This is a genomic window from Paractinoplanes rhizophilus (assembly GCF_042664765.1).
Classification (GTDB): domain Bacteria; phylum Actinomycetota; class Actinomycetes; order Mycobacteriales; family Micromonosporaceae; genus Actinoplanes; species Actinoplanes rhizophilus.
In genome coordinates this window covers 1-23,943 of record NZ_JBHTBJ010000002.1, presented here as the reverse complement: position 1 = coordinate 23,943, position 23,943 = coordinate 1, and the positions used below count along the sequence as shown (strand labels likewise).

Sequence of the window (23,943 nt, the reverse complement as noted above, 5' to 3'; positions counted from 1 at the left end):
AGGTGCCGGTTTGCAGCCTTCCGCGGAAATACGTAACGTTGGCGTAGTGAAAAACGAGGTGCTGATCCGGAGCGGTGCGGTGGCGTCTGCCAGCGCGTCCGACGGGCGCACCCGTGATCGCGTCGCGCAATTGTTGCTCGAGCGCGGGGCGGCCACCGCGGCCGAGCTCGGCGCCGAGCTGGGGCTGTCGCCGGCGGCGATCCGCAAGCACCTCGACGCGATGCTCGCCGACCGGCTGGTCGAGACCCGTGAGGTCCGCCACCAGGGCCGACGCGGGCGGGGCCGGCCGGCGAAGGCGTTCGCGCTCACCGCGGCCGCCCGCGAGGATCTCAACCCGCATCACTACGACGGCATCGCCACCGCCGCCCTGCGCTGGATCGCGCAGCGCAGCGGGCCCGAGGCGGTCAGCGAGTTCGCCGCCGCCCAGGTGCGGGCGCTCGAGGAGCGCTGCCGGCAGGCGATCCGCCAGGCCGGCGACGACCCGATCAAGAGGGCGGAGGCACTCGCCGAGGCGCTCACCGCCGAGGGCTACGCTGCCAACGCGACCACGATCGCGTCCGGTGGGCAGCTGTGCCAGCACTCCTGTCCGGTGGCCCACGTGGCCGCCGAGTTTCCGCAGCTGTGCGACGCCGAGACCGAGGTCATCTCGCGCCTCGTCGGCACCCACGTGCAGCGTCTCGCCACCATCGCGCACGGCGACGGGGTGTGCACCACGCACATCCCAGGACCGGCGCGCGGAAGAGCAGTAACGCCAGCAACCACGGTTAGGACAGATACATGACCGACCAGATCGTCAGCCAGGAAGAGCACCTCGCCGCCCTGGGCAAGTACGAGTACGGCTGGGCCGACGCCGACGTCGCGGGCGCCTCGGCGCAGCGCGGTTTGTCCGAGGCCGTGGTGCGCGACATCTCCGGCAAGAAGAACGAGCCGGAATGGATGCTCGAGCGAAGGCTCAAGGGCCTGCGGCTGTTCGACCGCAAGCCGATGCCGTCGTGGGGCGCCGACCTCACCGGGATCGACTTCCAGAACATCAAGTACTTCGTGCGCTCGACCGAGAAGCAGGCGGCGAGCTGGGACGACCTGCCCGAGGACATCAAGAACACGTACGACAGGCTGGGCATCCCCGAGGCGGAAAAGCAGCGCCTCGTCGCCGGGGTCGCCGCGCAGTACGAGTCCGAGGTGGTCTACCACAAGATCCGTGACGACCTCGAGGAGCAGGGTGTCATCTTCCTCGACACCGACACGGCTCTGAGGGAGCACGAGGACATCTTCAAGGAGTACTTCGGCACCGTGATCCCGGTCGGCGACAACAAGTTCGCCGCGCTGAACACGAGCGTGTGGTCCGGCGGCTCGTTCATCTACGTGCCCAAGGGCGTCCACGTCGAAATCCCGCTGCAGGCCTACTTCCGGATCAACACCGAGAACATGGGCCAGTTCGAGCGGACGCTGATCATCGTCGACGAGGGCGCGTACGTGCACTACGTCGAGGGCTGCACCGCGCCGATCTACTCCTCCGACTCGCTGCACTCCGCGGTCGTCGAGATCATCGTGAAGAAGAACGCCCGCTGCCGGTACACGACCATCCAGAACTGGTCGAACAACGTCTACAACCTGGTCACCAAGCGCGCCACCTGCGAGGAGGGCGCGACCATGGAGTGGATCGACGGCAACATCGGCTCCAAGGTGACGATGAAGTACCCGGCGGTCTACATGACCGGCCCGCACGCCAAGGGCGAGGTGCTCAGCGTCGCGATGGCCGGCGAGGGCCAGCACCAGGACGCCGGCGCCAAGATGGTGCACGCGGCGCCGCACACGTCCTCCACGATCGTCTCGAAGTCGATCGCCCGGGGCGGCGGCCGCACGTCGTACCGCGGCCTGGTGCAGGTGCTGGAGGGCTCCTCGCACTCCAAGAGCACGGTCAAGTGCGACGCGCTCCTGGTCGACACCATCTCCCGGTCGGACACCTACCCGTACGTCGACATCCGCGAGGACGACGTGGCGATGGGGCACGAGGCGACGGTCTCCAAGGTCAGCGAGGACCAGCTCTTCTACCTGATGAGCCGCGGCCTCACCGAGGACGAGGCGATGGCCATGATCGTGCGTGGCTTCATCGAGCCGATCGCCAAGGAACTGCCGATGGAGTACGCCCTCGAGTTGAACCGTCTTATCGAGCTCCAGATGGAAGGCGCTGTCGGTTAAACCATGACCACGGAAACTTTTGCCCCGCCCACCACCAAGTCGCAGCTGCTGCGCTCGTTCGACGTCGCCGACTTCCCGGCCCTCAACGGGCTGGAGGAGGAGTGGCGTTTCACCCCGCTCAAGCGGCTCGGTGAGCTGGTCACCGCGTCGAGGCTGACCGGCGTCGCGCCGGCCGTCGAGCATGGTGAGCTGCCGGCCGGGGTGGCGGTGCGGCACGTGGACAGCGCCGAGGCGGTGCTGACCCCGTTCGACCGCATCTCCGCGCTGGCCTACGGCTCGGCCGACGGCGTCACGCTGATCGAGGTGGCGCCGGAGACCTCGCCGGACGAGGCCGTCGTGCTGCGGGTGGTGGGCAAGGGCGGCGATGCCGCCGCGGCCCGGACTGTGGTCAAGGTGGGCGCGTTCGCCAAGGTCACCGTCGTTCTGGAGCAGACGGGTACGGCCACCCTGGCCGACAACGTCGAGGTGGTCATCGCCGACAGCGCCCAGCTGACGTTCGTGACCCTGGCCGAGTGGGACGCCGGCGCCGTGCAGGCCCAGCACGTGCGGTTCCGGGTCGGCCAGGACGCCCGGGTGCAGCACGTGCAGGTGGCGCTGGGCGGCGATCTGGTCCGCCAGTACACGAGCGTCGAGTACGCCGGCCGGGGCGGCGACGCCGAGCTGTGGGGCCTCTACTTCGCCGACACCGGTCAGCACTTCGAGCACCGTCAGCTGGTCGACCACGCGGTGCCGGATTGCCGCAGCTACGTCGGCTACCGCGGGGCGCTGCAGGGCGCGTCGACGAAGACGGTGTGGGTCGGCGACGTGCTGATCCGCGCCGCGGCGACCGGCACCGACACGTACGAGATCAACCGGAACTTGATTCTGACCGACGGGGCGATCGCCCACTCGGTGCCCAACCTCGAGATCGAGACCGGCGAGATCGTCGGGGCCGGGCACGCGAGCGCGACCGGCCGCTTCGACGACGAGCAGCTGTTCTACCTGATGGCGCGGGGCATCCCCGAGCGTGAGGCGCGCAAGCTGGTGGTGCGGGGCTTCTTCGTCGAGCTGATCAACAAGATCCCGGTCGAGGAGCTGCGCGAGCGCCTGGGCGACGCCATCGAGGCGCGGCTGGCGGAGTTCTCCTCGTGAGCTTCGAGCTGGTCGGCGCGGCCGCCGACGTCGCCAAGGGCTCGGCGATCTCGGTGGAGGTCGCCGGCGTCGATGTCGCGGTGGTGCATGCCGATGACGACAATTTCTATGCCGTACGCGACGAGTGCTCGCACGCCGCGGTCCCCCTCTCCGAAGGGGAGGTGGACGGTTGCACGCTGGAGTGCTGGCTGCACGGTTCCCGCTTCGACCTGCGCACCGGCGAGCCCACCGGACTGCCCGCCACCGAGCCGGTGGCCGTTTTCGCCGTCGAGATCCGCGACGGCGACCTCTACGTTTCGACCGAGCCGAGTAATGGAGTAAAGCCGTGAGTACCCTGGAGATCCGCGAACTGCAGGTGTCGGTGAAGTTGCCCGAGGGCGACCTCAAGCCGATCCTCGCCGGGGTCGACCTCACCGTGAAGTCGGGCGAGACCCACGCGATCATGGGTCCGAACGGCTCGGGCAAGTCGACGCTGGCCTACTCGATCGCGGGCCACCCGAAATACCAGATCACCGGCGGCACCGTGACCCTCGACGGCGACGACGTGCTGGCGATGACCGTGGACGAGCGCGCCCGCGCGGGCCTGTTCCTGGCCATGCAGTACCCGGTCGAGGTCCCCGGCGTGTCGGTGGCGAACTTCCTGCGCACCGCGAAGACCGCGATCGACGGCGAGGCGCCGAAGCTGCGCACCTGGGCCGGCGAGCTGCGCTCGGCGATGGAGAAGCTGCAGATGGACCCGGCGTTCGCGCAGCGCAACGTCAACGAGGGCTTCTCCGGCGGCGAGAAGAAGCGGCACGAGATCATGCAGCTCCAGCTGCTGAAGCCGAAGATCGCGATCCTCGACGAGACCGACTCCGGCCTCGACATCGACGCGCTGCGCGTCGTCAGCGAGGGCGTCAACCGGGTGCGCGAGACCGGCGAGACCGGCCTGCTGCTGATCACCCACTACACCCGGATCCTGCGCTACATCAAGCCGGACTACGTGCACGTCTTCGTGGCCGGCAAGATCGTGCAGGAGGGTGGCCCCGAGCTGGCCGAGCAGCTGGAAGCCGAGGGTTACGAGCGCTACGTGGCGGCGCGGGCCTGATCATGGCTTTCGACGTGGCCCGGATCCGGGCGGACTTCCCGATCTTTTCCCGAGAGATCAACGGGCACCCGCTGGTCTACCTGGACAGCGCGAACACCTCGCAGAAGCCTCGCCAGGTGCTCGAGGTCATGCGCGAGCACCACGAGCGGCACAACGGCAACGTGTCCCGCTCGGTGCACACGCTCGGCACCGAGGCCACCACGGCGTACGAGGAGGCCCGCGCCAAGATCGCGGCCTTCCTCAACGCCGGCACCCCCGACGAGATCGTCTTCACCAAGAACTCGACCGAGTCGCTGAATCTGATCGCGCACTCGGCGGGGCAGATGCTGGCTCTTTCGCCGGGCGACGAGATCGTCATCTCGGAGATGGAGCACCACTCCAACATCGTTCCGTGGCAGCTCCTTTGCGAGCGGACCGGCGCGACGTTGCGGTGGTTCGGGATCACCGACGACGGCCGTCTCGACATTTCGGACCTTTCAGGCCTGATCAACGAGCGCACTCGCTTGGTGTCGGTCGTGCACATGTCCAACACGCTCGGCACGATCAACGACGTCGCGCCGATCGTCGCGCGGGCCCGCGAGGTCGGCGCGCTGGTGGCGCTGGACTGCTCGCAGTCGGTGCCGCACCTGCCGGTCGACGTGCGCGGGCTCGGGGTCGACTTCATCGCGTTCACCGGGCACAAGATGCTCGGCCCGACCGGCATCGGCGTGCTCTGGGGGCGGTTCGAGCTGCTCGCCAAGATGCCGCCGTTCCTGGGTGGCGGCTCGATGATCGAGACGGTGACGATGGCGGGGACGACCTACGCGGCGCCGCCGGCCCGGTTCGAGGCGGGGACGCCGCCGATCGCCGAGGCGATCGGGCTCGGCGCGGCGGTGGATTATCTGACCGGGGTGGGCATGGAGGCGGTCCACCAGCACGAGCAGGACATCACCGCGTACGCGTTGAAGGCGCTCGGCGATGTGCCGGGAGTTCGCATCTTCGGGCCGGCGACGCCCGAAGGGCGAGGCGGCACGCTGTCCTTCGCGGTGGAGGGTGTGCACCCGCACGACGTCGGGCAGATCCTGGACGCGCTCGGCGTTGAGGTACGCGTGGGACATCACTGCGCGAAGCCGACGTGCGCCCGATTCGGCGTGCCGGCCATGACGAGGGCGTCGTTCTACCTCTACACGACGACGGACGAGATCGACGCGCTGGCGCGGGGTCTCGACCAGGTGCGGAAGGTGTTCGGCTGATGATGCTCGACGCGCTGTACCAGGAGATCATCCTCGATCACTACAAGCATCCGCACGGCCGCGGGCTCCGGGATACCTTCGATGGCGAGGCCCATCACGTGAACCCGACCTGCGGCGACGAGATCACCGTGCGGGTCGCCTCGGATTTTTCCGATATCTCATACGACGGCCTGGGTTGCTCGATCTCGCAGGCCTCCGCGTCGGTGTTGCACGAGCTGCTCGTGGGACGCTCCGCCGCCGAGATCGCCGCGGTCCACGAGGCGTTCGTCGAGCTCATGCAGGGGCGCGGGCAGGTCGAGCCGGACGAGGACGTGCTCGGGGACGCGGTGGCGTTCGCGGGGGTCGCGAAGTTCCCGGCCCGGGTCAAGTGCGCGCTGCTGCCGTGGATGGCTTTCAAGGACGCGGCGGCGCGCGCCGGAGTTGACGTGGGCGTGAGCCCGGAGGTGAAGGCATGACCGACCATTCCGTTACCGACGCCGTCACGGACGCCCCGGCCGACGCCGGGAGCGACCAGACGCCGGCCTGGCTGGCCGAGGAGCGGGCCGCCGCGGCCGCCGCCGGGTCGGCCTCCGAGGCGCCGGACGTCGACCTCAACGCCGCCGCGTCGCCGGACGCTCCGGAGTCAGGCGGCTCGGGTTCGGCCGGCTCGGGTTCGGCCGGCTCGGGTTCGGCCGGCTCGGGTTCGGCCGGCTCGGGTTCGGCCGGCTCGGATGCGGCCGGCTCGGATGCGGCGGCCGCATCGGCCCCGGTCGCGAAGGCCTCGATCGCGGACATCGAGGAGGCGATGAAGGACGTCGTCGACCCCGAGCTCGGGATCAACGTGGTCGACCTCGGCCTGGTCTACGGCACGTACGTGGACGACGACAACGTGGTCACCCTCGACATGACGCTGACCTCGGCGGCCTGCCCGCTCACCGACGTGATCGAGGACCAGACCCGGTCGGCGCTCACCACCGGGCCGGGCGGCGGACTGGTCAGCGACTTCCGGATCAACTGGGTGTGGCTGCCGCCGTGGGGCCCCGACAAGATCACCGACGATGGGCGCGAGCAGCTTCGGGCGCTGGGCTTCAACGTCTGAGCCGTTTCTGTCGTACCCCGCTGGTAGAACCGGGGCATGACTCGGACGCCTCGCTTCGATGACCTTCTGACCCTGATCGACGACCGGTCTGCGGCGTTGCGCTCCGCCGCCGCGGCCGCGTCGTCGCTCCAGGCTCGCGTGCCCGGCTGCCCCGACTGGAGCCTTGACGACCTGGTCTATCACCTCGGCACGGTTCAGCGTTTCTGGGCCGTCACCACGCGCCTGGCCGACACGTCCGGCCCGCCCGGTGCCGACCAGCGGGCCTTTCCCGATCCCGGCGGCGACCTGCTCGGGTGGTCGGCCGAGTCGACGGCGCTGCTGCTCGACGCGCTGCGCGCCGCCGGCCCCGAAAGCCCCGCCTGGACGTGGTGGGCGGCCTCCGGCGCGCCGATGACCGCCGCCGCGGTCGCCCGGCACCAGGTGCAGGAGGCGGCCGTCCACGCCTACGACGCGCAGGAGACCGCGGGCAAGCCCGATCCGCTCCCCGCCGCCGTCGCGGTCGACGGCGTCGCCGAGTTCCTCAGCGTCGGCATGTCCAGCCTGGGCCCCTGGCCCCACCGCCCGGCCCGGGTCGCTTTCACCGCGACCGAGGGCCCGGCCTGGCTGGTCGACCTGTCTCCCGCCGGCGTCGAGCTCGAGCCCGCCGCGAGCGGAGACCCGGTGACGACCGTCCACGGCACGGCCAGCGATCTCGTCCTGGCGCTGTACAAACGCATCCCCGCCGACGCCCTCCGCGTCGATGGCGACCGCACGGTCTGGACCGAGCTCCTGGCCTGGTCCGCCACGGAGTGAGCGGTCAGCCGCCGAGTCGGCGGTTTCACCCGCCGCGCCGGACCGACCCGGTGGCCGGCCAGGCGCTGAGTCGGCGGTTTCACCCGCCGCGCCGGACCGACCCGGTGGCCGGCCAGGCGCTGAGTCGGCGGTTTCACCCGCCGTGCCCGCCGGTTCGCGGTGGCCGGTCAGACGCTGGGGAGGTGGTCCACGGCGTTGTAGCGGACGAGCTCCAGCCGGCCGTCGCGGGTCAGGAACTGGGAGATCGAGGCGTTGCAGACGGTGCCCTCGGCGCGTTCCAGCGCGATCACCTCGTCCCAGGTGAGCCGCTGGATGACGGCGCGCATCATCAGGACCACGGCGTCGTGGGCGACGACCACGGCGCGCTCGCCGGCGTGGTCGCTGTTCAGGTCGGTGAGAAAGGAGGCCAGGCGCGCCTCCACGTCCGCGAAGGACTCGCCGCCGGGCGGGGCGTAGCGGTACTCGCCGGCCTCGGCGCGGCGGGCGGCCTCCTGCGGGAAGCGCTCGGCCACGGCCGCCCGGGTGAGCATCTCCAGGTCGCCCAGCAGGCGGTCGACCAGGCGGTCGTCGGTCTTGGCCGGCGGCAGGTCGAGGCCGGAGGACTCGGCGGCGATCCGCCACGTCTCGCGGGCCCGCAGGTAGGGCGACGTGATGACGACCTGGGGCACCTGCTCGGACGGCAGCGCCGCCAGCCAGCCGCCGACCGCCGCGGCCTGCGCCTCGCCGATCTCGGTGAGCGGGACCTCGGCGTCGCGGCCGCTCACCTCCGCCTCCAGCAGGCCCTGCGCGTCCGCCGCCGGGAACGCGACGTTGGCCAGGCTCTGTCCATGCCGCACCAGGATGAGTTCAGCTACAACCGACACGCACCCACCGTATCCGGCGGGCGGACCGGGCGCGCGAGCGGCTGCTGCGTAGGTAAATATGCTGCTATGCCGGACATCGGGCCGTATGAATGCGGGATGCGACAATCGGTGGCGTGGCTAGGACGATCAGTTACGCGGACGCGGTACGCATCCTCGGCGGTGGCCCGGAATCGGCTGTCTACCAGCGCGTCAACACGATGACCGGTGGACTGCTCGCGGGCGCCGCGGTGGCCGCGCCGCAATTGCTCGCGCTGCTCGACCTGCGCACCGAGCTGGCCCGCGTCTCCGGCGAGCTGGTCACCACCGCCGCTCGGGCGATGGTCGGCTCGGGCCGCCGCGACCGCACCGACCGGCTCGCCGCCGCGCACACTGTGATCGTGATCGCCGCGTACTTCGACGCGATCGCCGAGGTTGACCTGTCCTGGACGGTGCCTCTACCCAAGCCTGGACTATCAGTCGGCGGAGCCCTTACCCGGCAGGATCAGCTGCGCCTGGCCGGCCAGGGCGCCGACGGCGCGCGCGACCTCACCTCGGCGGCGCTGCGGGCCGGGGTGCCGCTGCCCGAGCCGCACGTCCCCAACGAGCAATATCTCGCCGGCCTCGACCGCTTCTACGACCGGCTCACCGCCGACCTGGGCCGCTTCCTCGCCGGTCTGGCCCCGTTCGACGAGCTGAGCGAGGGCGAGCGCACCATCCTGCTCCGCGACATCCACGCCGGCGGCCGGCGCGCCCGGCGGCGGTACGACGAGATGCTGCTCAACCTCATGGCCGACTGCCCCGACATGGCCCTGTGGATCGACCACCGCCACCGCCATGTGATCGAGGGCCGCCTCGACGCCCTCGAGCCGTCGCTGCGCGAGCTGGAGCGGCTGCTGCGCGCGGCCGCCGCCGAGAACGAGGCCGAGGGCGTGGCCAAGGCCCTCCAGCGCGCCCACGCGGCGATGCTCGAGCACCGCATCGTCGAGTCGATCGACCTGCCGGACGGCCTCGACGTGCCCACTCTGGAGCGCGGCTACATCCCGCCCGCGTTCCAGGTCGCTGAGCGCACCGACGCCTCACCGGTGGACGAGGCCTTCTGGCGTACCGCCGGCGTCCGCCACGACATCGACCGCTTCCTGGCCGGTTATCTGGGCAGCCCGCGGGCACTGCGCGCGCCGATGCTGGTGCTCGGCCAGCCCGGCGCCGGCAAGTCGGTGCTCACCCGCATCCTGGCGGCCCGGCTCGCCACGACCAGGTTTCTGCCGATCCGGGTGCCGCTGCGCGACGTGGACAGCTCGCTGCCCCTGCAGCGGCAGATCGAGCAGGCGGTGCTGGCGGCCACCAGTGAGGAGACGACGTGGCCCGCGCTGGCGCGCTCGATCGACGCCGTACCCGTGGTCATCTTCGATGGTTTCGACGAGCTGTTGCAGGCCACCGGGGTGAGCCAGAGCGACTTCCTGCAGAAGGCGGCCGAGTTCCAGCAGCGCGAACGGGAGCAGGGCCGGGCGGCCGCGGTGATCGTGACGAGCCGCACCAGCGTCGCCGACCGCGCCGCCCTGCCCGCCGAGACCATGCTGCTGCGCCTGCAGCCGTTCGACGAGCCGCGGATCCGTGGCTGGGTGGACGCGTGGAACGAGGCGAACACGGTCCACCTGGCCGCCGAGGACGTCCTCGCGCACCGCGACCTGGCCGCCCAGCCGCTGCTGCTGCTGATGCTCGCCCTCTACGACAGCGACGGGAACGCGCTGCGCCGCGACCCGGGTGGCCCGCTGACCACCGGCGAGCTCTACGAGCAACTGGTGACCGGGTTCGCCCGCCGCGAGGTCGGCAAGGCCTTCACCAACCTGTCGCCGCGGGGCCTGGACGCGCTGGCCGAGCAGGACCTGACCCGGCTGGCCGTGGTCGCTTTCGCGATGCTGAACCGCTCGGCCCAATGGGTCACCGAGGAAGCGGTGGGTGACGATCTGCGGGCCACGCTGGGTGATCCGGCGCCGGGCCGGACACCGCCGGTGAGCGCCGACGCGCTCACCGAGCAAGAGCTGATCTTCGGTCGCTTCTTCTTCGTGCATCGCGCTCAGGCCGTCCGGCACGGCGCGACCAGGCGGGCGTACGAGTTCTTGCACAGCACCTTCGGCGAGTACCTGGTCGCCCGCTTCACCTGGCAGCTGCTGGCCGAGGCGGTCGCCCGGGACGCGGTCACCGTGGCGGCCCGGCCGATCACCGGCGACAACCTGCTCGCCGACCTGCTGTCGGTGCAGACGCTCACCAGCCGGGCGCCGATCGTGCAGTTCCTCGCCGAGATGGCGGCCCGGATGGCCCCGGAGGAGCGCGAGCTCTGGACCGACGTGCTGATCCGGATGTTCCGGCAGTGCGAGCGCAGCGGGGACTGGCCCGCCTCCGCCTACCGGCCGGCGCCGGGCAAGACGGTGGCCGCGCGCTTCGCCGCGTACACGGCGAATTTGATGCTTCTCGCGGTCGTGACGTCGGGCGGATTGCGGTTCGGGGAGCTCGCCGAGCCCGCCCACTACGAGCCGTTCCGGCAGTGGCACGACCACGCGATGCTCTGGCACGGGCAGCTCAACAACGACGGGTGGGGCACGCTCGTGCAGACCCTCGCGGTCGAGCGGTGCATCGGGCCGGGCGGCCGCGACGGGCGCCTGACCCTCGACGACGGCACCTTCGCCGTCCCGCCGGTCGATCCGCACTGGCTGTACCGGCGGCCGGAGTCGGAGCGAGGCCGGGACGCGTTCGTCGACCAGCACGAGATCGAGGAGGTCCGGCGCCGGCGGGTCTTCTTCCAGGGCTGCATGAGCAACGAGCTGATGTGGCACACGGTCGAGCCGCTGCTCGGCTCCGCGCTCGCCCCGACCACCACGATGTTCGCGTCCTGGTGGCCGGAGAGCACGCCGTCGGCGGCGCAGGCGCTGATGGCGGTGTGGCTGCTGCCGACGGCAGCGCCGGGACCGGACGTCGCCGAGACCTATCGGCGGTGCGTGCGGATCGCGGCGGAGTTCCCCGGCTGGGATCCGCAGATGCAGATCGCGTACGCGGACACGCTGCTGCGCACCCTCGCCGGCCACCACGACTGCCCCACCGAGGTCGCGGTCGACCTGCTCGGCGGGCTGACCGCGGCCTCGCCCGACGAGTGGTTGCGCACGGCGACGGCGGTGCTCGACCGGGCCGAGCGCGACGACCCGAACGCCGCGTGGCTGGCCGGGAGCGTCCTCAAGGTGGTCACGGACGGCTGGGCCGCGCTGACCGACCGGCCCGGCGCGATCGTCGCGTCCGCCCGCGCGGTCGCGCTGCTCGAACGCCGCCGGCGCCCACCCGACGTGCTCGGCAAGCTGGGCCGCACCCGGGTCGTGGCCGGCGCCGACGAGATGCGCGGCGAGCTGGAGGCGTTCCGGGTGCGGCTGGCCAGCCTGCGCACGACGAACGAGCGGTGGCTCGCCGAGCTGAACGCGCTCTTCGATGAGTACAGCTGGCTGGCCGCCGGGTCCGCGCAGCTGCACGCCTCGCTGGTGGCGCTGGCCCGGATGCCCGACATGGTGGGCGACATCGAGACCGTGCTGGCCTACGTCGACCAGCGCATCGGCAACTGGCTGGTCGGCAACCCGTAAATCCGTGGCTGGTCGCCAACCCGTGCATCCGTGGCTGGTCGGCGACCCGTAAATCGGTGGCGGCGCGCGCCCGCGCGCCGCCATTCTGGTCCGCATGACCACGCTGCTGAAGCATCCGCTCGTCTCTGTCGCCGCGGCCGATCGGGCCGCCCGACAGCAGGCGACGCCGGTCATGGGAGGGTCGGTCCGCCAGCAGCTGTCGTGAGCGCGCCGTTTTTGGCCGGCGTCATCGCCGGCTACGGCGTCGCCGTGCCCGTGGGCGCCATCGGCGTCCTGATCGCCGGCCTCAGCGCCCGCACCTCGTTGCGGGTCGGTGCGGCCGCGGGCATGGGCGCGGCCACCGCCGACGGCATCTACGCGCTGATCGCGGTCGTGGGCGGCGCCGCCGTGGCGGGCCTGGTCGCGCCGATCGCGACGCCGCTGCGCTGGGCCGCCGCCGCGGTGCTGCTCGGGCTGGCCGTGCTGACCGCGCGCAGCGCCTTCCGCAAGCCCGGGACGGCCCGGCCGGAACGACCGGCGACGCCGCTGCGCGCCTTCACCGGCGTGCTGGCGCTGACCCTGCTCAACCCGGCCACCGTCATCTATTTCGCCGCGCTGGTGCTCGGCCGCTCCGGCGAGGGCGGCGGGGCCTGGTTCGTGATCGGCGCCTTCCTGGCCTCGGCCAGCTGGCAACTGCTGATCGCGGGCGGCGGCTCCTTGATCGGCCGCCTCCTCACCGGCGAGCGCGGCCGCATGATCACCGCCCTGGTCTCCGCGGCGGTGATCGCCATCCTCGCCATCCACCTCCTCCATTGACATTTCGTCGCGCGGTCGGCCGGTCGGTCGCGGCGTAGTGGATGGCTGGATGGGCGCGCCATGCTCGAGAGCGTGGTCGCGATGGGGGTCTGGCCCTCGCGCCGGCACAGCGTTTCCTCAGTTCCCACAGTGTGGCGGCGGCCGCCCGAAAGCGTCCCGCATGATGCCGGACCGTCCCGACTACCGGAGCGTGGGGGCCGCATCGCGAGACTCCCCGCGCCTGGTGCCGGGCTTATCACCCTATTTCCGGCGCCAGGTTCCGGCGCGCGGCGAAGCGTGAAGAGTTGGCGCGCGCCGCGAACGGATACTCACCAAGCCTTCGGGCCAGCCGGCCAGCGGCCAGCCGCCAGTCGGCCAGCCGGCCAGTCGGCCAGCCGGCCAGTCGGCCAGTCGGCCAGCCGGCCAGTCGGCCAGCCGGCCAGTCGGCCAGCGGCCATTAGCGGGCCAGCGGGTCGGCGGGTCGGCCGGCCAGCGGGCATTAGCGGGCCAGCGGGTCGGCGGGAAGTCGGGCGACGCGACCGGCGTGCGTGGCGCGGCGGCGACCCTGGGTCCGGAGGTGCCTACAGGTGCTTCAGCGCCTCTCGTCTCGAGAGCCCGGACAAGGCCGGTGTCGTCTCCACGAACGCCCGCACCGCCGACGGGTCGGTGCGGGCGTAGTGGCGCAGTGCCCAGCCGATCGCCTTGCGCACGAAGAAGTCGGGATGCCCGGCCTGGCGGGTGCAGTACTCGAAGAGCCGCTCGGTGTCGGTCTCGACACCGTAGTGAAGCTGGAACAGCAGGGCGGTGCGGACCAGCCACATGTTTTCGTCGGCCGACCAGGCGTCCACGGTCTCGACCAGCGACGGGCAGGCCCGCACGAGATCGCCGGTGACCCGGGTGGCCAGCGGATCCACCGTGTCCCACCAGGATTTCGTCGTGATCAGGGTGCGCAGCACCGGGACGAACTCCGGGCCGGCCACGGAGACGAACTTGCGCAGGTAGTCGCAGGCTGCGTACTGGAACTCGCGCTCCTCCCGCTCCCAGCACGCGAGCGCGACGGCGCGCAAGTCGGCGGGCGTGGGCCGGGGGAGTCCGGCGAACGCCGAGCGCTCGACCGCGCGAACCGCGGGTGCGGGCAGGCCGAAGAACTCGAACTGGTCGCGCATGTAGGCCGCCATCGCCGCCGCGCGCTCGGGATCGCGGCGCACGGCGAAGTCGGCGTCGAGGCGGGTGAGGAGGGTGCCTGCCAGGTCCGTCACGACCGACAGCATGCCACCGTAGGGTGACAAGAATGGGCGAGCGCGAGGCCGCGGGCGGCGGGAAATGGGTCGATGTCGCGCCGGAGCGGGTGCCCCGGTGGCTGGAGAACTTCGCGAGCCGGCACGGGCCGTACACGGAAAAGGGTTTGATGTTGATCGCCGCGGACGGCGCCTCGGCGGAATGGCGCACGCCTCCGGGGGCGCCGCCGGTCGGGACCATGGCCGAGCTGATCCGGGCGGCCCAGGCTCCCCGGCGGATCGGGCTGCTGCTCGCGCGCAAGGGAGCGGTCGCGGTGGGCATCGCCGAGGGCGCCGAGCTGGTCGCGTCCAAGGTGGAGACCCACTACGTCCAGGGGCGGACGGCGGCGGGTGGCTGGTCGCAGCAGCGTTTCGCGCGCCGGCGGGACAACCAGGCGAAAGCGGCGGCTGCCGACGGCGCCGGCATCGTGGGACGCATCCTTCTCCCACGCGTACGGGAAATGGCCGTGCTCGTCACGGGCGGCGACCGGTCCGCGGTCGACGCGATTCTCGCGGCACCCACCCTGGCCCCGCTGGTGAGCTTGCGCGCCGAGCGCTTCCTGGACGTGCCCGAGCCCCGGCACGCGGTGCTGGTGTCCGCGATCGCCGGGGGCCGGGCGGTGTCCGTGCTGATAAAAGAGTCTTAGTCGCCGGGCTTCACCGCGCCCGCGGCGAACGTGTCGCACGCCTCGACCGGATTGCCCGAGTCGAAGCCGCGCTTGAACCACTTCTGCCGGTCGGCCGAGGTGCCGTGGGTGAACTCGGCCGGGTTGATCTGCTGGCCGGACCGCTGCTGCAGGGTGTCGTCGCCGATCTGCTTGGCGGTGTCCAGGCCCTCCTGGATGTCCTGGTCGGTGATGCTCTTGAAGATCGGCTGGCCGCTTGACGTCTTGGTCTCGGTCGCGTGGTTGGCCCAGACGCCGGCGTAGCAGTCGGCCTGCAGCTCCAGCTTCACCGACAGCAGGTTCTGCTCCGCCTCCGAGGACGCGCTCTGCTGCGCCCGGCGCATCTTGGCCTCGGTGCCGACCAGGTCCTGGATGTGGTGGCCGTACTCGTGGGCCAGCACGTACGGCTGGGCGAACTCGCCGGGCGCGCCGAGCTGCTGGGCGAGCAGCTGGTAGAAGGTGAGGTCGATGTACACCCGGTCGTCGGCCGGGCAGTAGAACGGGCCGGTGCCCGAGTCGGCCGCGCCGCAGCCGGTGCTCACCCGGTTGGCGAAGAGCACCGTCTTGGCCGGCTGGTACTGCTTGCCGAAGTATTGGGGCTCGGCCTGTTTCCAGAACGCCTGGATGGAGTTGATGTAGAGCACGTTCCGGCAGTCCAGCTTCGTCTTCGCCGCGCTCTTGTCGGCGCACTCCTGCTGGATGTTGGAGTTGTCGGCGGAGCCGCCCCCGCCGAGCTGGTTGACGCCGAAGTATCCGCCGGCCACGAGCAGGACGACGGTGATGATGAGGCCGACGATGCCGCCACCGCCGATCGGGATGGGCAGGCCGCCGAAGCCGCCGCCACCACCGCCACCCGATCCGCGCTGGTCCTCGACCTGACTGGTGTCGATGTCAGCGTTCTCGTTGAGTTCCATCTCATCCTCACTGACGCGGGTTGCGCCACGGATACCCGTTGATCTTGATATGTAATCGGGTGGGAGGTCCGACCGCCTGCCCGGTAGTATGGCGGAGTGCTGCTCTGCGAAGGCTGACCTGCCCCGCGCCGACCATTAAGTGGCCGGCGCCTACGTGTGCCCGGAGTCAGCCTTCTTCCTCTCGAGAGCGAGCGTTCAGATGATCACCGCCACCGGACTCGAACTGCGTGCCGGCGCCCGGATCCTGCTGTCCCCGGTCACCCTGCGGGTGCAGCCCGGCGACCGGATCGGCCTGGTCGGCCGCAACGGCGCCGGCAAGACCACCACCCTCAAGGTGCTGGCCGGGGAGGGCATCCCCTACGCCGGGGCCGTGGATCGCACCAGCGAGGTGGGTTACCTTCCGCAGGATCCGCGTACGGGTGACCTGAACGTCACCGGCCGCGACCGGGTGCTCTCCGCCCGCGGGCTCGACACCATCCTCGCCGAGATGCAGAAGCTCGAGATCGAGCTCGAGGAGAGCGCCGACGACAAGCTGGTCCGCCGGTACGGCAACCTGGAGGACCGGTTCGCCGCCCTGGGTGGCTACGCCGCCGAGGCCGAGGCCGCCCGCATCTGCGCCAACCTGGGCCTGCCCGACCGGGCCCTGGCCCAGACCATCGGCACCCTTTCCGGCGGTCAGCGCCGCCGGATCGAGCTCGCCCGCATCCTGTTCGCCGACTCGGGGCAGAACGGCAAGGGCATCCTGCTGCTCGACGAGCCCACCAACCACCTCGACCAGGACTCGATCGCCTGGCTGCGCGGCTACATGGCGCAGCACAAAGGCGGCCTCGTGGTGATCAGCCACGACGTCGAACTGCTCGAGGCCGCGGTCAACAAGGTCTGGTACCTCGACGCCAACCGCTCGGTGGTCGACATCTACAACGTCGGCTGGAAGAAGTACCTCGAGCAGCGCGAGACCGACGAGCGCCGGCGCCGCCGCGAGCGGGCCAACGCCGAGAAGAAGGCCGGTGCCCTGATGGCCCAGGCCGACAAGATGCGGGCCAAGGCCACCAAGACGGTCGCGGCGCAGAACATGGCGCGCCGCGCCGAGAAGCTGCTCGGCGGGCTGGAGGAGGTCCGGGTCTCCGACAAGGTGGCCAAGGTGCGCTTCCCCAAGCCGGCGGCGTGCGGCAAGACGCCGCTCACCGCGTCGGGGCTGTCGAAGTCGTACGGCAGCCTGGAGATCTTCACCGACGTCGACGTCGCGGTCGACCGTGGCTCCCGCGTCGCGATCCTCGGCCTCAACGGCGCCGGCAAGACCACGCTGCTGCGCATCCTCGGCGGGCTGCTCGACCCGGACACCGGCGAGGTGCGGCCGGGCCACGGGCTGCGGCTGGGCTATTACGCCCAGGAGCACGAGACGCTGGACGTGGACCGCACCGTGCTCGAGCACATGCGCAGCGCCGCCGCCGACCAGACCGACACCGATCTGCGCAAGATCCTCGGCGCGTTCCTCTTCTCCGGCGACGACGTCGACAAGCCGGCCGGCGTCCTCTCCGGCGGCGAGAAGACCCGCTTGGCGCTGGCCACGCTGGTCTGCTCGGGCGCCAACGTGTTGCTGCTCGACGAGCCCACCAACAACCTCGACCCGGTCAGCCGCGAGCAGGTGCTGGACGCGATCGCCAACTACCCGGGCGCGATTGTGCTGGTCACCCACGACGCGGGGGCGGTGCAGGCACTTAAGCCGGACCGTGCGATCCTGCTTCCCGACGGCGACGAGGACGCGTGGAGCGACGACCTGCTGGAGCTCGTCGAGCTGGCCTGAGCCCGGTCGCCGGGTCGAGTCGGCGGGCCCTGCCCGATCGATCGTCTCTTGTCAACTGGTGCCCACACAGACAGTGCGACGTTCGGGCGTTTGCGGGCACCCCGGACATCGGTCGGGGCGGGGCAAAGTTGGCACACTTGTGATCACGGCGGTGCGTGTTCGTCACATCGACGGTGCGTCATGTCTCGTCACCGTGGGTCCTCGATCACATGTTTCCGCAGGTGATCGATGGTCTTGGGGCGAGGCGCCCGGCTACCTACCGAGTGGTCGGAAAATCGCCAGCCCTAACGTCTGTTAAGTGTCTGACATTGATGCCGGTGGTCAGCGTCAAGTTCCTGACAGTGCTAAATGGGCACGTTGGCTAAGCCAGGATACCTAGCGCATGATCGTTGGAGGCGGTCTAATAGGTGGGACCGTATCGAACCGCACAGTCTGGGACGTGAGGATTCAACATGGCAGCCACGGGCACAGCCACCAGCACTGAGAAGGGTCGCCGAATCGTCGGCAGCGAGCGTCAGTCACTGGCCAAGGATCTGGTCAAGCGTTACACCTCCGGCGAGAGCATTCGCGCGCTCGCGGCCTCGACCGGGCGTTCCTACGGATTCGTGCACCGCGTGCTCACCGAGTCGGGCGTGCAGCTTCGCCAGCGCGGCGGCGCTCGCCGGCGCAAGAAGGCGTGACGCCGGACAACGTCGAGCCCGGTAGTGCCGTTCCTGCCGACGAGGCGGGAGTTCGCTACGACCTGGACGGGCCGGTCGCAACGGTGACGTTGTGCCGGCCCGAGGTGCTCAATGCGCAGACTCCCGCGATGTGGGCCGAGCTCGCGAACATTTCCCGGAAATTACCAGGCGACGTGCGAGTCGTCATTGTGCGCGGTGCGGGACGCGCGTTTTCCGCGGGCCTGGATCTGTCGGTCGCACGCGGCGCCGGCGATTCTTCTCTGACCACTCTCGCACAGTTGTCGCCGGCCGAGTGCGCGGATCGCATTGCCGGCTTCCAGTCCGCGTTCACCTGGTTGCGTAACCCGTCGATCGTGACGATCGCCGCGGTGCACGGACATGCCATCGGCGCCGGATTTCAGCTCGCTCTGAACTGTGACATGCGCGTTCTCGCCGACGACGCGCGGTTCTCGATGGCGGAGGTGACGCTCGGCCTGGTGCCCGATCTGGGCGGCACCAAACGGCTGGCCGAGCTGGTCGGCCCGTCCCGGGCGCTGGAGATCTGCGTCACGGGCCGTCGCATTCCGGCCGACGAGGCCGACCGGATCGGCCTGGCCACCGCGGTGGTGCCCGCGGCCGAGCTGGACGCCGCCGTCGCCGATCTCTCGGCGGCCATTCTGAACGCCCCCGACGGCGCGGTTCCCGAGATAAAGGGCCTGTTCAGCGGGATCGGCCAACGATCTTATGCGGATCAGGACCGAGCCGAACGGGAGGCGCAGACCCGCCGCATTCGCGACCTCCTCGGCGCCGGGGAGTAAATCAAGGTAGTCCCGGGTTGTCGTACCCGCCGGGCATAGTGTCACCTGCCCGCCGTAACGACAGCCCGGGAGGTGAACCGATGGGCCCTTCACCAGCAATGTCCAGCTGGAGCATGCTGCGCTCGATCCAGAATTCCGATCGGGTCACCCAGCACAACCTGAGCCGCGGCACGACCCGCCGGATTCTGCGCTTCGCCCGTCCCTATCGCCGCGACATCACGGTCTTCTTGATCACCGTCGTCTTCGACGCGCTCATCGGGGTGGCCACCCCGCTGCTCGCCGGCCACGTGGTCAACGCGATCACCGGCGGCGGCGACGGCGCGGCCGGCGTGGTCGTCCGCCTCGCCCTGGCCATCGCGGTGCTCGCGGTCGTCGACGCGCTGCTCTCGCTCGCCCAGCGGTGGTATTCGGCCCGGATCGGCGAGGGTATCATCGTCGACCTGCGCACCCGGGTGTACGACCACGTCCAGCGCATGCCGCTGCAGTTCTTCACCCGCACCCAGACGGGCGCCCTGGTCAGCCGGCTCAACAACGACGTGATCGGGGCCCAGCGCGCGTTCACCTCGACGCTCTCCGGCGTGGTCAGCAACGTCATCCAGCTCCTGCTCACCGCCGCGGTCATGTTCAGCCTGTCCTGGCAGATCACCGCGCTGTCACTCGCGCTGCTGCCGGTCTTCATCATCCCGGCCCGCCGGGTCGGCAAGCGGCTCGCCGAGATCACCCGCGAGTCGTACAACCTCGACGCCAAGATGAACGCGACGATGACCGAGCGGTTCAACGTCTCGGGCGCGCTGCTGGTCAAGCTGTTCGGCCGCCCCGACGAGGAGGCCGGGCGCTTCGCCGCGCGGGCCGAGCGAGTACGCGACATCGGCGTGCAGCAGGCGATGTTCTCCCGCACGTTCTTCGTGGCGATGCTGCTGGTCGCGTCGCTGGCCCAGGCCCTGACGTACGGGCTGGGCGGCTGGCTCGCGGTCACCGGCAGCGTCACCGCCGGCACGGTCGTCACGCTCGCGCTGCTGCTGACCCGCTTGTACGGGCCGCTGACCGCGCTGAGCAACGTGCGGGTCGACGTGATGAGCGCGCTGGTCTCGTTCGACCGGGTCTTCGAGGTGCTCGACCTCGAGCCCGGCATCGCCGAGAAGCCGGAGGCGGTCGACATCCCGGCGGGCGCGGGCCGGGTCGAGTTCCGCGACGTGCGTTTCCGCTATCCGAGCGCGAGCGAGGTGTCGCTGGCGACCCTGGAGGACGTGGCCACCCTCGACCGCACCGAGAGCGAGCCGGTGCTCAAGGGCGTCGACTTCACCGTCGAGCCCGGGCAGATGGTCGCGCTGGTCGGGCCGTCCGGCGCCGGCAAGTCGACGACGTCGATGCTGGTGTCGCGGGTGTACGACGTGACCGAGGGCGCGGTGCTCGTCGGCGGGGTCGACGTGCGCGACGCGACGCTGAGCTCGCTGCGCGACACGATCGGCGTGGTAACCCAGGACTCGCACCTGTTTCACGAGACCATCGCGGAAAACCTGCGGTACGCCAAGCCCGACGCCACCGAGGACGAGATGTGGGCGGCGCTGGCCGGGGCGCAGGTCGCCGACCTGGTGCGCGCCCTGCCCGACGGCCTCGAGACGATCGTGGGGGAGCGGGGGTATCGCTTCTCCGGCGGCGAGAAGCAGCGGATAGCGATCGCCCGGTTGCTGCTCAAGCACCCGTCGATCGTGATCATGGACGAGGCCACCGCCCACCTCGACAGCGAGTCGGAGGCGGCCGTGCAGCGGGCGCTCGCGGCGGCCCTGCAGGGCCGGACCGCGCTGGTGATCGCCCACCGTCTCTCCACGGTGCGCGACGCCGACCAGATCCTGGTGCTCGACCAGGGCCGGATCGTCGAGCGCGGCCGGCATGAGGAGCTGGTCGCCGCGGGCGGGCTGTACGCCGAGCTGTATCGCACGCAGTTCGCGGTCGCGGCCTCACCCGAGGTCCCGCCGTTCGAGGAGGGCGACGTCGAGATCGTCACCGTCCCGGCCGGCTCGGTCGAACCCTGACCGGTGTCGCGCGCTGAGCGACGCGTCGGGCCCGCCGAGCGCCCGCGGCGCGGGAGCGGATGCGGGCGGCGCAGAGACGGGTGCGGGCGGCGTCAGGCGGCCTTGCGGCCGGTGTGGGCGAGCAGGCGGACGAAGTCGTCGGCGTCCGGCGGGAAGTCGGTCATCTCGGCGAAGGCGCCCATCTCGCGGCCCATCGGCGCCATCTGCTCGGTGAACGGGCCGATGGCGGCCACCACCTCGGGGGACGGCGTGTAGGGCCGGCCGGTGCCCTCGGAAAGGTCCCAGCCGTGCACGGTCAGGTCGACCAGGGCCAGATTGGCCACGAGCTCCTGCGGCATGCCCATGGCGGGGTTGTCCCCCTCGATCGCGGCCGGGTCGGACCACGCCTCGACCATCTTGCCGGTCTCCTCGGCGAACCGGGAGCGCCAGTCGCCGTCGAGGAAGTCGGGGGTGGCGGCCCAGTCGACGGGCTGCTTGGCGGCCAGCGCCTGGAAGTTCACCACGCCCTGGAAGAGGTGGTTGAGCAGGTCACGCACCTGGTACTCGGTGCAGGGGGTGGGGTTGCCGAGTTGCTTGTCGTCGATGCCCTGAACCACCGGGACGGTCCGCTCGGCGGCGGCTGCCAACAGCTCGCTGATCCTGGTCGTCATGACCCGTCACGGTAGCGGAGCCGGGTCGGCGCCATCGACGGCGGCCAGCAGGCGGGCGAACTCGGCGGCCAGGTCGTCCAGCTGGAAGTGCGCGTTGAGGCCGCTCGGGTTGGGCAGCACCCACACCGGCACGCCGCCGATCCTCTCGCCCTGTGGGCCGATCGCGGCGGTGCGGCGGGCGAAGGCGGTGCGGTACGCGGTCACGCCGAGGACGGCCAGGTATCGCGGGCGCCACCGGGCCGCCAGCGCGGCCAGGATCGCGCCGCCCGCCACCAGCTCGGCCGGGGCGAGCTCGTCGGCCCGCGCGGTCGCCCGGGCGACGACATTGGTGATGCCCAGGCCCATCGCGGGCAGCTCGAACTGCTCGGACGGGTGCAGCAGCCGCGGCGTGAAGCCGGAGCGGTGCAGCGCCGGCCAGAAGCGGTTGCCGGGCCGCGCGAAGTGGTGGCCGGTCGCGGCCGAGTACAGGCTCGGGTTGATCCCGGAGAAGAGCACCCGCAGGCCGGGCCCGACCAGGTCGGGAATCGTCTTGCCGCCCGCGGCGGCCACCTCGGCCGCGGTGGGCCGCGCGAAGCCGCCGGCGGCCCGCGCGAAGCCGCCAGCGGGTCGCGGGGAGGCGCTGGTGGGCGGCGGGGAGGTGCCGGCCGGCCGCGGGGAGTCGTCAGAGGGCACGCAGCGCCCCGCCGTCCACGGGGAGCACGAGCCCGGTCAGGTAGCTCGCGGCGGGGGAGAGCACGAACGCCGCGACCTTGCCGAACTCGTCCGGCTCGGCGAGGCGGCGCAGCGGGATCGACTCGGCCGCCCTGGCCGAGGCCGCCTCGGGGTCGCCGGTGGCCGCCATCAACTCCTTGTTGCGGTCGGTCATGACCCGGCCCGGCAGCAGGCCGACGATCCGGACGCCGCGCGGGCCGTACTCGTCGGCCATGTCCTTCGCGGCCATCGCCAGGCCCGGCCGCAGGCCGTTCGACAGGCCCAGACCGGGGCTGGGGGTCTTCACCGTCGTGGACAGCACGACGCCGATCGCACCGCCCGCGGGGAGCGCTCCGGCGAAGACCCGCATCGCCCGCACCGAACCGAGGAAGACGGTCTCGAACGCCGACCGCCACTGCTCGTCGGTCATCGCGGCAGCGGTTCCGTGCGCCGGGCCGCCGACCGAGACCAGCGCGCCGTCGAGCCGCCCGAACCGCGCCCTGGCCGCGTCCACCAGCAACGCCGGCGTATCGGCGTCGGTCAGGTCGGCGGCCACCCCGGCCGCCGCGCGACCGAGCGATTCGGCGGCGGCCCCGACCTGGCCCGGGTCGCGGGAGGAGAGCACCACGCGCGCCCCGTCCGCGACGAGCGAGCGCGCGGTGGCGTAGCCCAGCCCGCGCGAGCCCCCGGTGATGATGTAGACGCGACCGTCGAGTCCGAGATCCATGCGCTCGATCCTGCCATTCGGCGACGGCTCGCTCAGCGGCGGCGGAGGGCCCGCCGCGACGGCTCGCTCAGCGGCGGCGCAGGGCCGCCGCGGTGGCGGCATCGGCGGGCAGGAACGACTCGATGGCGAGCTCGGCCAGGGTGACGTCGAGCGGCGTGCCCAGCATCGACGTGATGCTGAAGAACGCGAGGTCGTCGAAGCGCAGCGGCACCACCAGCCCGTCCGGCCGCTCGGCCGCGAGCCCGCCGGGATACGCCGCCAGCTCCGCGTGCAGCTCGCGCAGCACCGGATCGGCCGTGTGCGCGGCCTGCTCGTCGAGCCGGTGCAGCACGTGCGTGCGCCACTCGGCGAGGTTGCGGATGCGTGGCGCCATCCCGTCCGGGTGCAGCGAGAGCCGCAGCACGTTGACCGGCGGCTCGAGCAGCTCGGGGGCGCACCCCTCGACCAGCGCCGCCACCGCGTCGTTGGCGTCGATCATCGTCCAGTGCCGGTCGATCAGCACCGCCGGATAGGGCGAGTGACCCCGCAGGACGTCGCGCAGCGAGGACAGCACGTCGGCGAGGGCCGCGCCGCCCAGTGCGGACTCCGCCCAGGCCGGCGCGAATCCGCCGGCCAGCAGCAGCTCGTTCTGCTTTCGCAGCGGCACGTCCAGCCGCGAGGCGAGGCGCAGGATCATGTCGCGGGTCGGCCGCGCGCGACCGGTCTCCACGAACGACAGGTGCCGCGCCGACACCCCGGCCCGCGACGACAGCTCGAGCTGGCTCATCCGCCGCTGCGTCCGCCAGGACCGCAGCAACACTCCCACGTCGCCCATGGATCGGAGCCTAGACGAGTGATGACTGGGTTGAGCTGGGTCAGTGGTCGTAGGCGATCAGGCTGCGGGTGACCGGTTGGCCGGTTTTGTGGTTGTGCCAGATCGCGGCGGTCATGGCGAGTAGGCGTTGGGCGATG

The 23,943-nt window shown here is 71.2% G+C and carries 22 protein-coding genes and 2 pseudogenes; 16 read left to right on the top strand and 8 right to left on the bottom strand.

All coding sequences use genetic code 11. The features are described from left to right. Positions 1 to 46: 46 nt before the first annotated feature. From ACFQS1_RS04045 to ACFQS1_RS04005, 9 genes and pseudogenes are all read left to right on the top strand, one after another. Positions 47 to 781, top strand: a complete 735-nt coding sequence (locus tag ACFQS1_RS04045; protein ID WP_378964669.1) for a helix-turn-helix transcriptional regulator — start codon at positions 47 to 49, stop codon at positions 779 to 781. Next, positions 778 to 2,199, top strand: coding sequence for a Fe-S cluster assembly protein SufB (gene sufB, locus ACFQS1_RS04040; protein ID WP_378964668.1), 1,422 nt, complete (start codon positions 778 to 780; stop codon positions 2,197 to 2,199). Before ACFQS1_RS04045 ends, sufB begins: the two co-directional genes overlap by 4 nt. 3 nt (positions 2,200 to 2,202) lie before the next feature. Next, entirely contained in the window at positions 2,203 to 3,330 is a 1,128-nt protein-coding gene (gene sufD, locus ACFQS1_RS04035) for a Fe-S cluster assembly protein SufD (protein ID WP_378964666.1), read from the top strand. Continuing rightward, positions 3,327 to 3,659, top strand: coding sequence for a non-heme iron oxygenase ferredoxin subunit (locus ACFQS1_RS04030; protein ID WP_378964665.1), 333 nt, complete (start codon positions 3,327 to 3,329; stop codon positions 3,657 to 3,659). Before sufD ends, ACFQS1_RS04030 begins: the two co-directional genes overlap by 4 nt. Beyond that, a complete protein-coding gene (gene sufC / locus ACFQS1_RS04025; RefSeq protein ID WP_378964664.1) occupies positions 3,656 to 4,417 on the top strand; it encodes a Fe-S cluster assembly ATPase SufC in 762 nt (253 codons plus the stop codon). The genes ACFQS1_RS04030 and sufC overlap by 4 nt, the downstream gene beginning before the upstream one ends. A 2-nt stretch (positions 4,418 to 4,419) precedes the next feature. Then, entirely contained in the window at positions 4,420 to 5,649 is a 1,230-nt protein-coding gene (locus ACFQS1_RS04020; RefSeq protein WP_378964662.1) for a cysteine desulfurase, read from the top strand. Beyond that, on the top strand, positions 5,649 to 6,104 hold the full coding sequence (gene sufU, locus ACFQS1_RS04015) for a Fe-S cluster assembly sulfur transfer protein SufU (RefSeq protein ID WP_378964661.1): 456 nt from the start codon (positions 5,649 to 5,651) through the stop codon (positions 6,102 to 6,104). The genes ACFQS1_RS04020 and sufU overlap by 1 nt, the downstream gene beginning before the upstream one ends. 254 nt (positions 6,105 to 6,358) lie before the next feature. Continuing rightward, a pseudogene (locus tag ACFQS1_RS04010) lies at positions 6,359 to 6,727 on the top strand (metal-sulfur cluster assembly factor); the annotation flags it as partial. Between the two features lie 36 nt (positions 6,728 to 6,763). Then, positions 6,764 to 7,519 carry a maleylpyruvate isomerase family mycothiol-dependent enzyme gene (locus ACFQS1_RS04005; RefSeq protein ID WP_378964660.1) on the top strand — a complete coding sequence of 252 codons (756 nt, stop codon included), beginning with the start codon at positions 6,764 to 6,766 and terminating at the stop codon, positions 7,517 to 7,519. A gap of 167 nt (positions 7,520 to 7,686) precedes the next feature. Here the strand turns inward: ACFQS1_RS04005 and ACFQS1_RS04000 are convergent, their stop codons facing one another. Further along, entirely contained in the window at positions 7,687 to 8,382 is a 696-nt protein-coding gene (locus ACFQS1_RS04000; RefSeq protein ID WP_378964659.1) for a histidine phosphatase family protein, read from the bottom strand. Positions 8,383 to 8,495: 113 nt separating this feature from the next. Between ACFQS1_RS04000 and ACFQS1_RS03995 the strand changes: the two genes are divergently transcribed. Next, positions 8,496 to 11,981, top strand: coding sequence for an NACHT domain-containing protein (locus ACFQS1_RS03995; RefSeq protein WP_378964658.1), 3,486 nt, complete (start codon positions 8,496 to 8,498; stop codon positions 11,979 to 11,981). Between the two features lie 201 nt (positions 11,982 to 12,182). Next, complete coding sequence (locus tag ACFQS1_RS03990; protein WP_378964656.1) at positions 12,183 to 12,776, top strand: LysE family transporter; 594 nt, start codon at positions 12,183 to 12,185, stop codon at positions 12,774 to 12,776. 560 nt (positions 12,777 to 13,336) lie between these two features. Here the strand turns inward: ACFQS1_RS03990 and ACFQS1_RS03985 are convergent. Then, positions 13,337 to 14,014, bottom strand: a complete 678-nt coding sequence (locus ACFQS1_RS03985) for a DNA alkylation repair protein (RefSeq protein WP_378964655.1) — start codon at positions 14,012 to 14,014, stop codon at positions 13,337 to 13,339. Between the two features lie 32 nt (positions 14,015 to 14,046). Here ACFQS1_RS03985 and ACFQS1_RS03980 point away from each other — a divergent pair, with 32 nt between their 5' ends. Continuing rightward, complete coding sequence (locus ACFQS1_RS03980; protein WP_378964654.1) at positions 14,047 to 14,679, top strand: acVLRF1 family peptidyl-tRNA hydrolase; 633 nt, start codon at positions 14,047 to 14,049, stop codon at positions 14,677 to 14,679. Here ACFQS1_RS03980 and ypfJ read toward each other — a convergent pair. Next, entirely contained in the window at positions 14,676 to 15,611 is a 936-nt protein-coding gene (ypfJ, locus tag ACFQS1_RS03975) for a KPN_02809 family neutral zinc metallopeptidase (protein ID WP_378964653.1), read from the bottom strand. The two genes, ACFQS1_RS03980 and ypfJ, sit on opposite strands and share 4 nt — an antisense overlap. Positions 15,612 to 15,810: 199 nt before the next feature. Between ypfJ and ACFQS1_RS03970 the strand changes: the two genes are divergently transcribed. The 4 genes from ACFQS1_RS03970 to ACFQS1_RS03955 all read left to right on the top strand — a co-directional run bounded on the left by ACFQS1_RS03970 (position 15,811) and on the right by ACFQS1_RS03955 (position 20,925). Next, positions 15,811 to 17,415, top strand: coding sequence for an ABC-F family ATP-binding cassette domain-containing protein (locus tag ACFQS1_RS03970; RefSeq protein WP_378964652.1), 1,605 nt, complete (start codon positions 15,811 to 15,813; stop codon positions 17,413 to 17,415). A gap of 452 nt (positions 17,416 to 17,867) precedes the next feature. Next, positions 17,868 to 18,095: a helix-turn-helix domain-containing protein gene (locus ACFQS1_RS03965; RefSeq protein ID WP_014441759.1), complete on the top strand. Its 228-nt coding sequence runs from the start codon at positions 17,868 to 17,870 to the stop codon at positions 18,093 to 18,095. Further along, positions 18,092 to 18,892: an enoyl-CoA hydratase/isomerase family protein gene (locus ACFQS1_RS03960; protein WP_378964650.1), complete on the top strand. Its 801-nt coding sequence runs from the start codon at positions 18,092 to 18,094 to the stop codon at positions 18,890 to 18,892. The genes ACFQS1_RS03965 and ACFQS1_RS03960 overlap by 4 nt, the downstream gene beginning before the upstream one ends. A gap of 80 nt (positions 18,893 to 18,972) precedes the next feature. Then, positions 18,973 to 20,925 (top strand): ABC transporter ATP-binding protein, encoded by a 1,953-nt coding sequence (locus tag ACFQS1_RS03955; protein WP_378964649.1) that lies wholly within the window; start codon positions 18,973 to 18,975, stop codon positions 20,923 to 20,925. Positions 20,926 to 21,017: 92 nt separating this feature from the next. On the opposite strand, the gene ACFQS1_RS03950 is transcribed toward ACFQS1_RS03955, so the two are convergent. The 5 genes and pseudogenes from ACFQS1_RS03950 to ACFQS1_RS40640 form a co-directional block, all read right to left on the bottom strand. Beyond that, complete coding sequence (locus tag ACFQS1_RS03950; RefSeq protein WP_378964648.1) at positions 21,018 to 21,575, bottom strand: TIGR03086 family metal-binding protein; 558 nt, start codon at positions 21,573 to 21,575, stop codon at positions 21,018 to 21,020. Between the two features lie 6 nt (positions 21,576 to 21,581). Continuing rightward, positions 21,582 to 22,247: a G/U mismatch-specific DNA glycosylase gene (gene mug / locus ACFQS1_RS03945; protein ID WP_378964647.1), complete on the bottom strand. Its 666-nt coding sequence runs from the start codon at positions 22,245 to 22,247 to the stop codon at positions 21,582 to 21,584. Further along, complete coding sequence (locus ACFQS1_RS03940) at positions 22,237 to 22,992, bottom strand: SDR family oxidoreductase (RefSeq protein WP_378964646.1); 756 nt, start codon at positions 22,990 to 22,992, stop codon at positions 22,237 to 22,239. Before ACFQS1_RS03940 ends, mug begins: the two co-directional genes overlap by 11 nt. A 67-nt stretch (positions 22,993 to 23,059) precedes the next feature. Continuing rightward, positions 23,060 to 23,806, bottom strand: coding sequence for a helix-turn-helix domain-containing protein (locus tag ACFQS1_RS03935; RefSeq protein ID WP_378964645.1), 747 nt, complete (start codon positions 23,804 to 23,806; stop codon positions 23,060 to 23,062). A gap of 40 nt (positions 23,807 to 23,846) precedes the next feature. Next, positions 23,847 to 23,943 (bottom strand): annotated as a pseudogene (locus tag ACFQS1_RS40640) (IS982 family transposase); the annotation flags it as partial.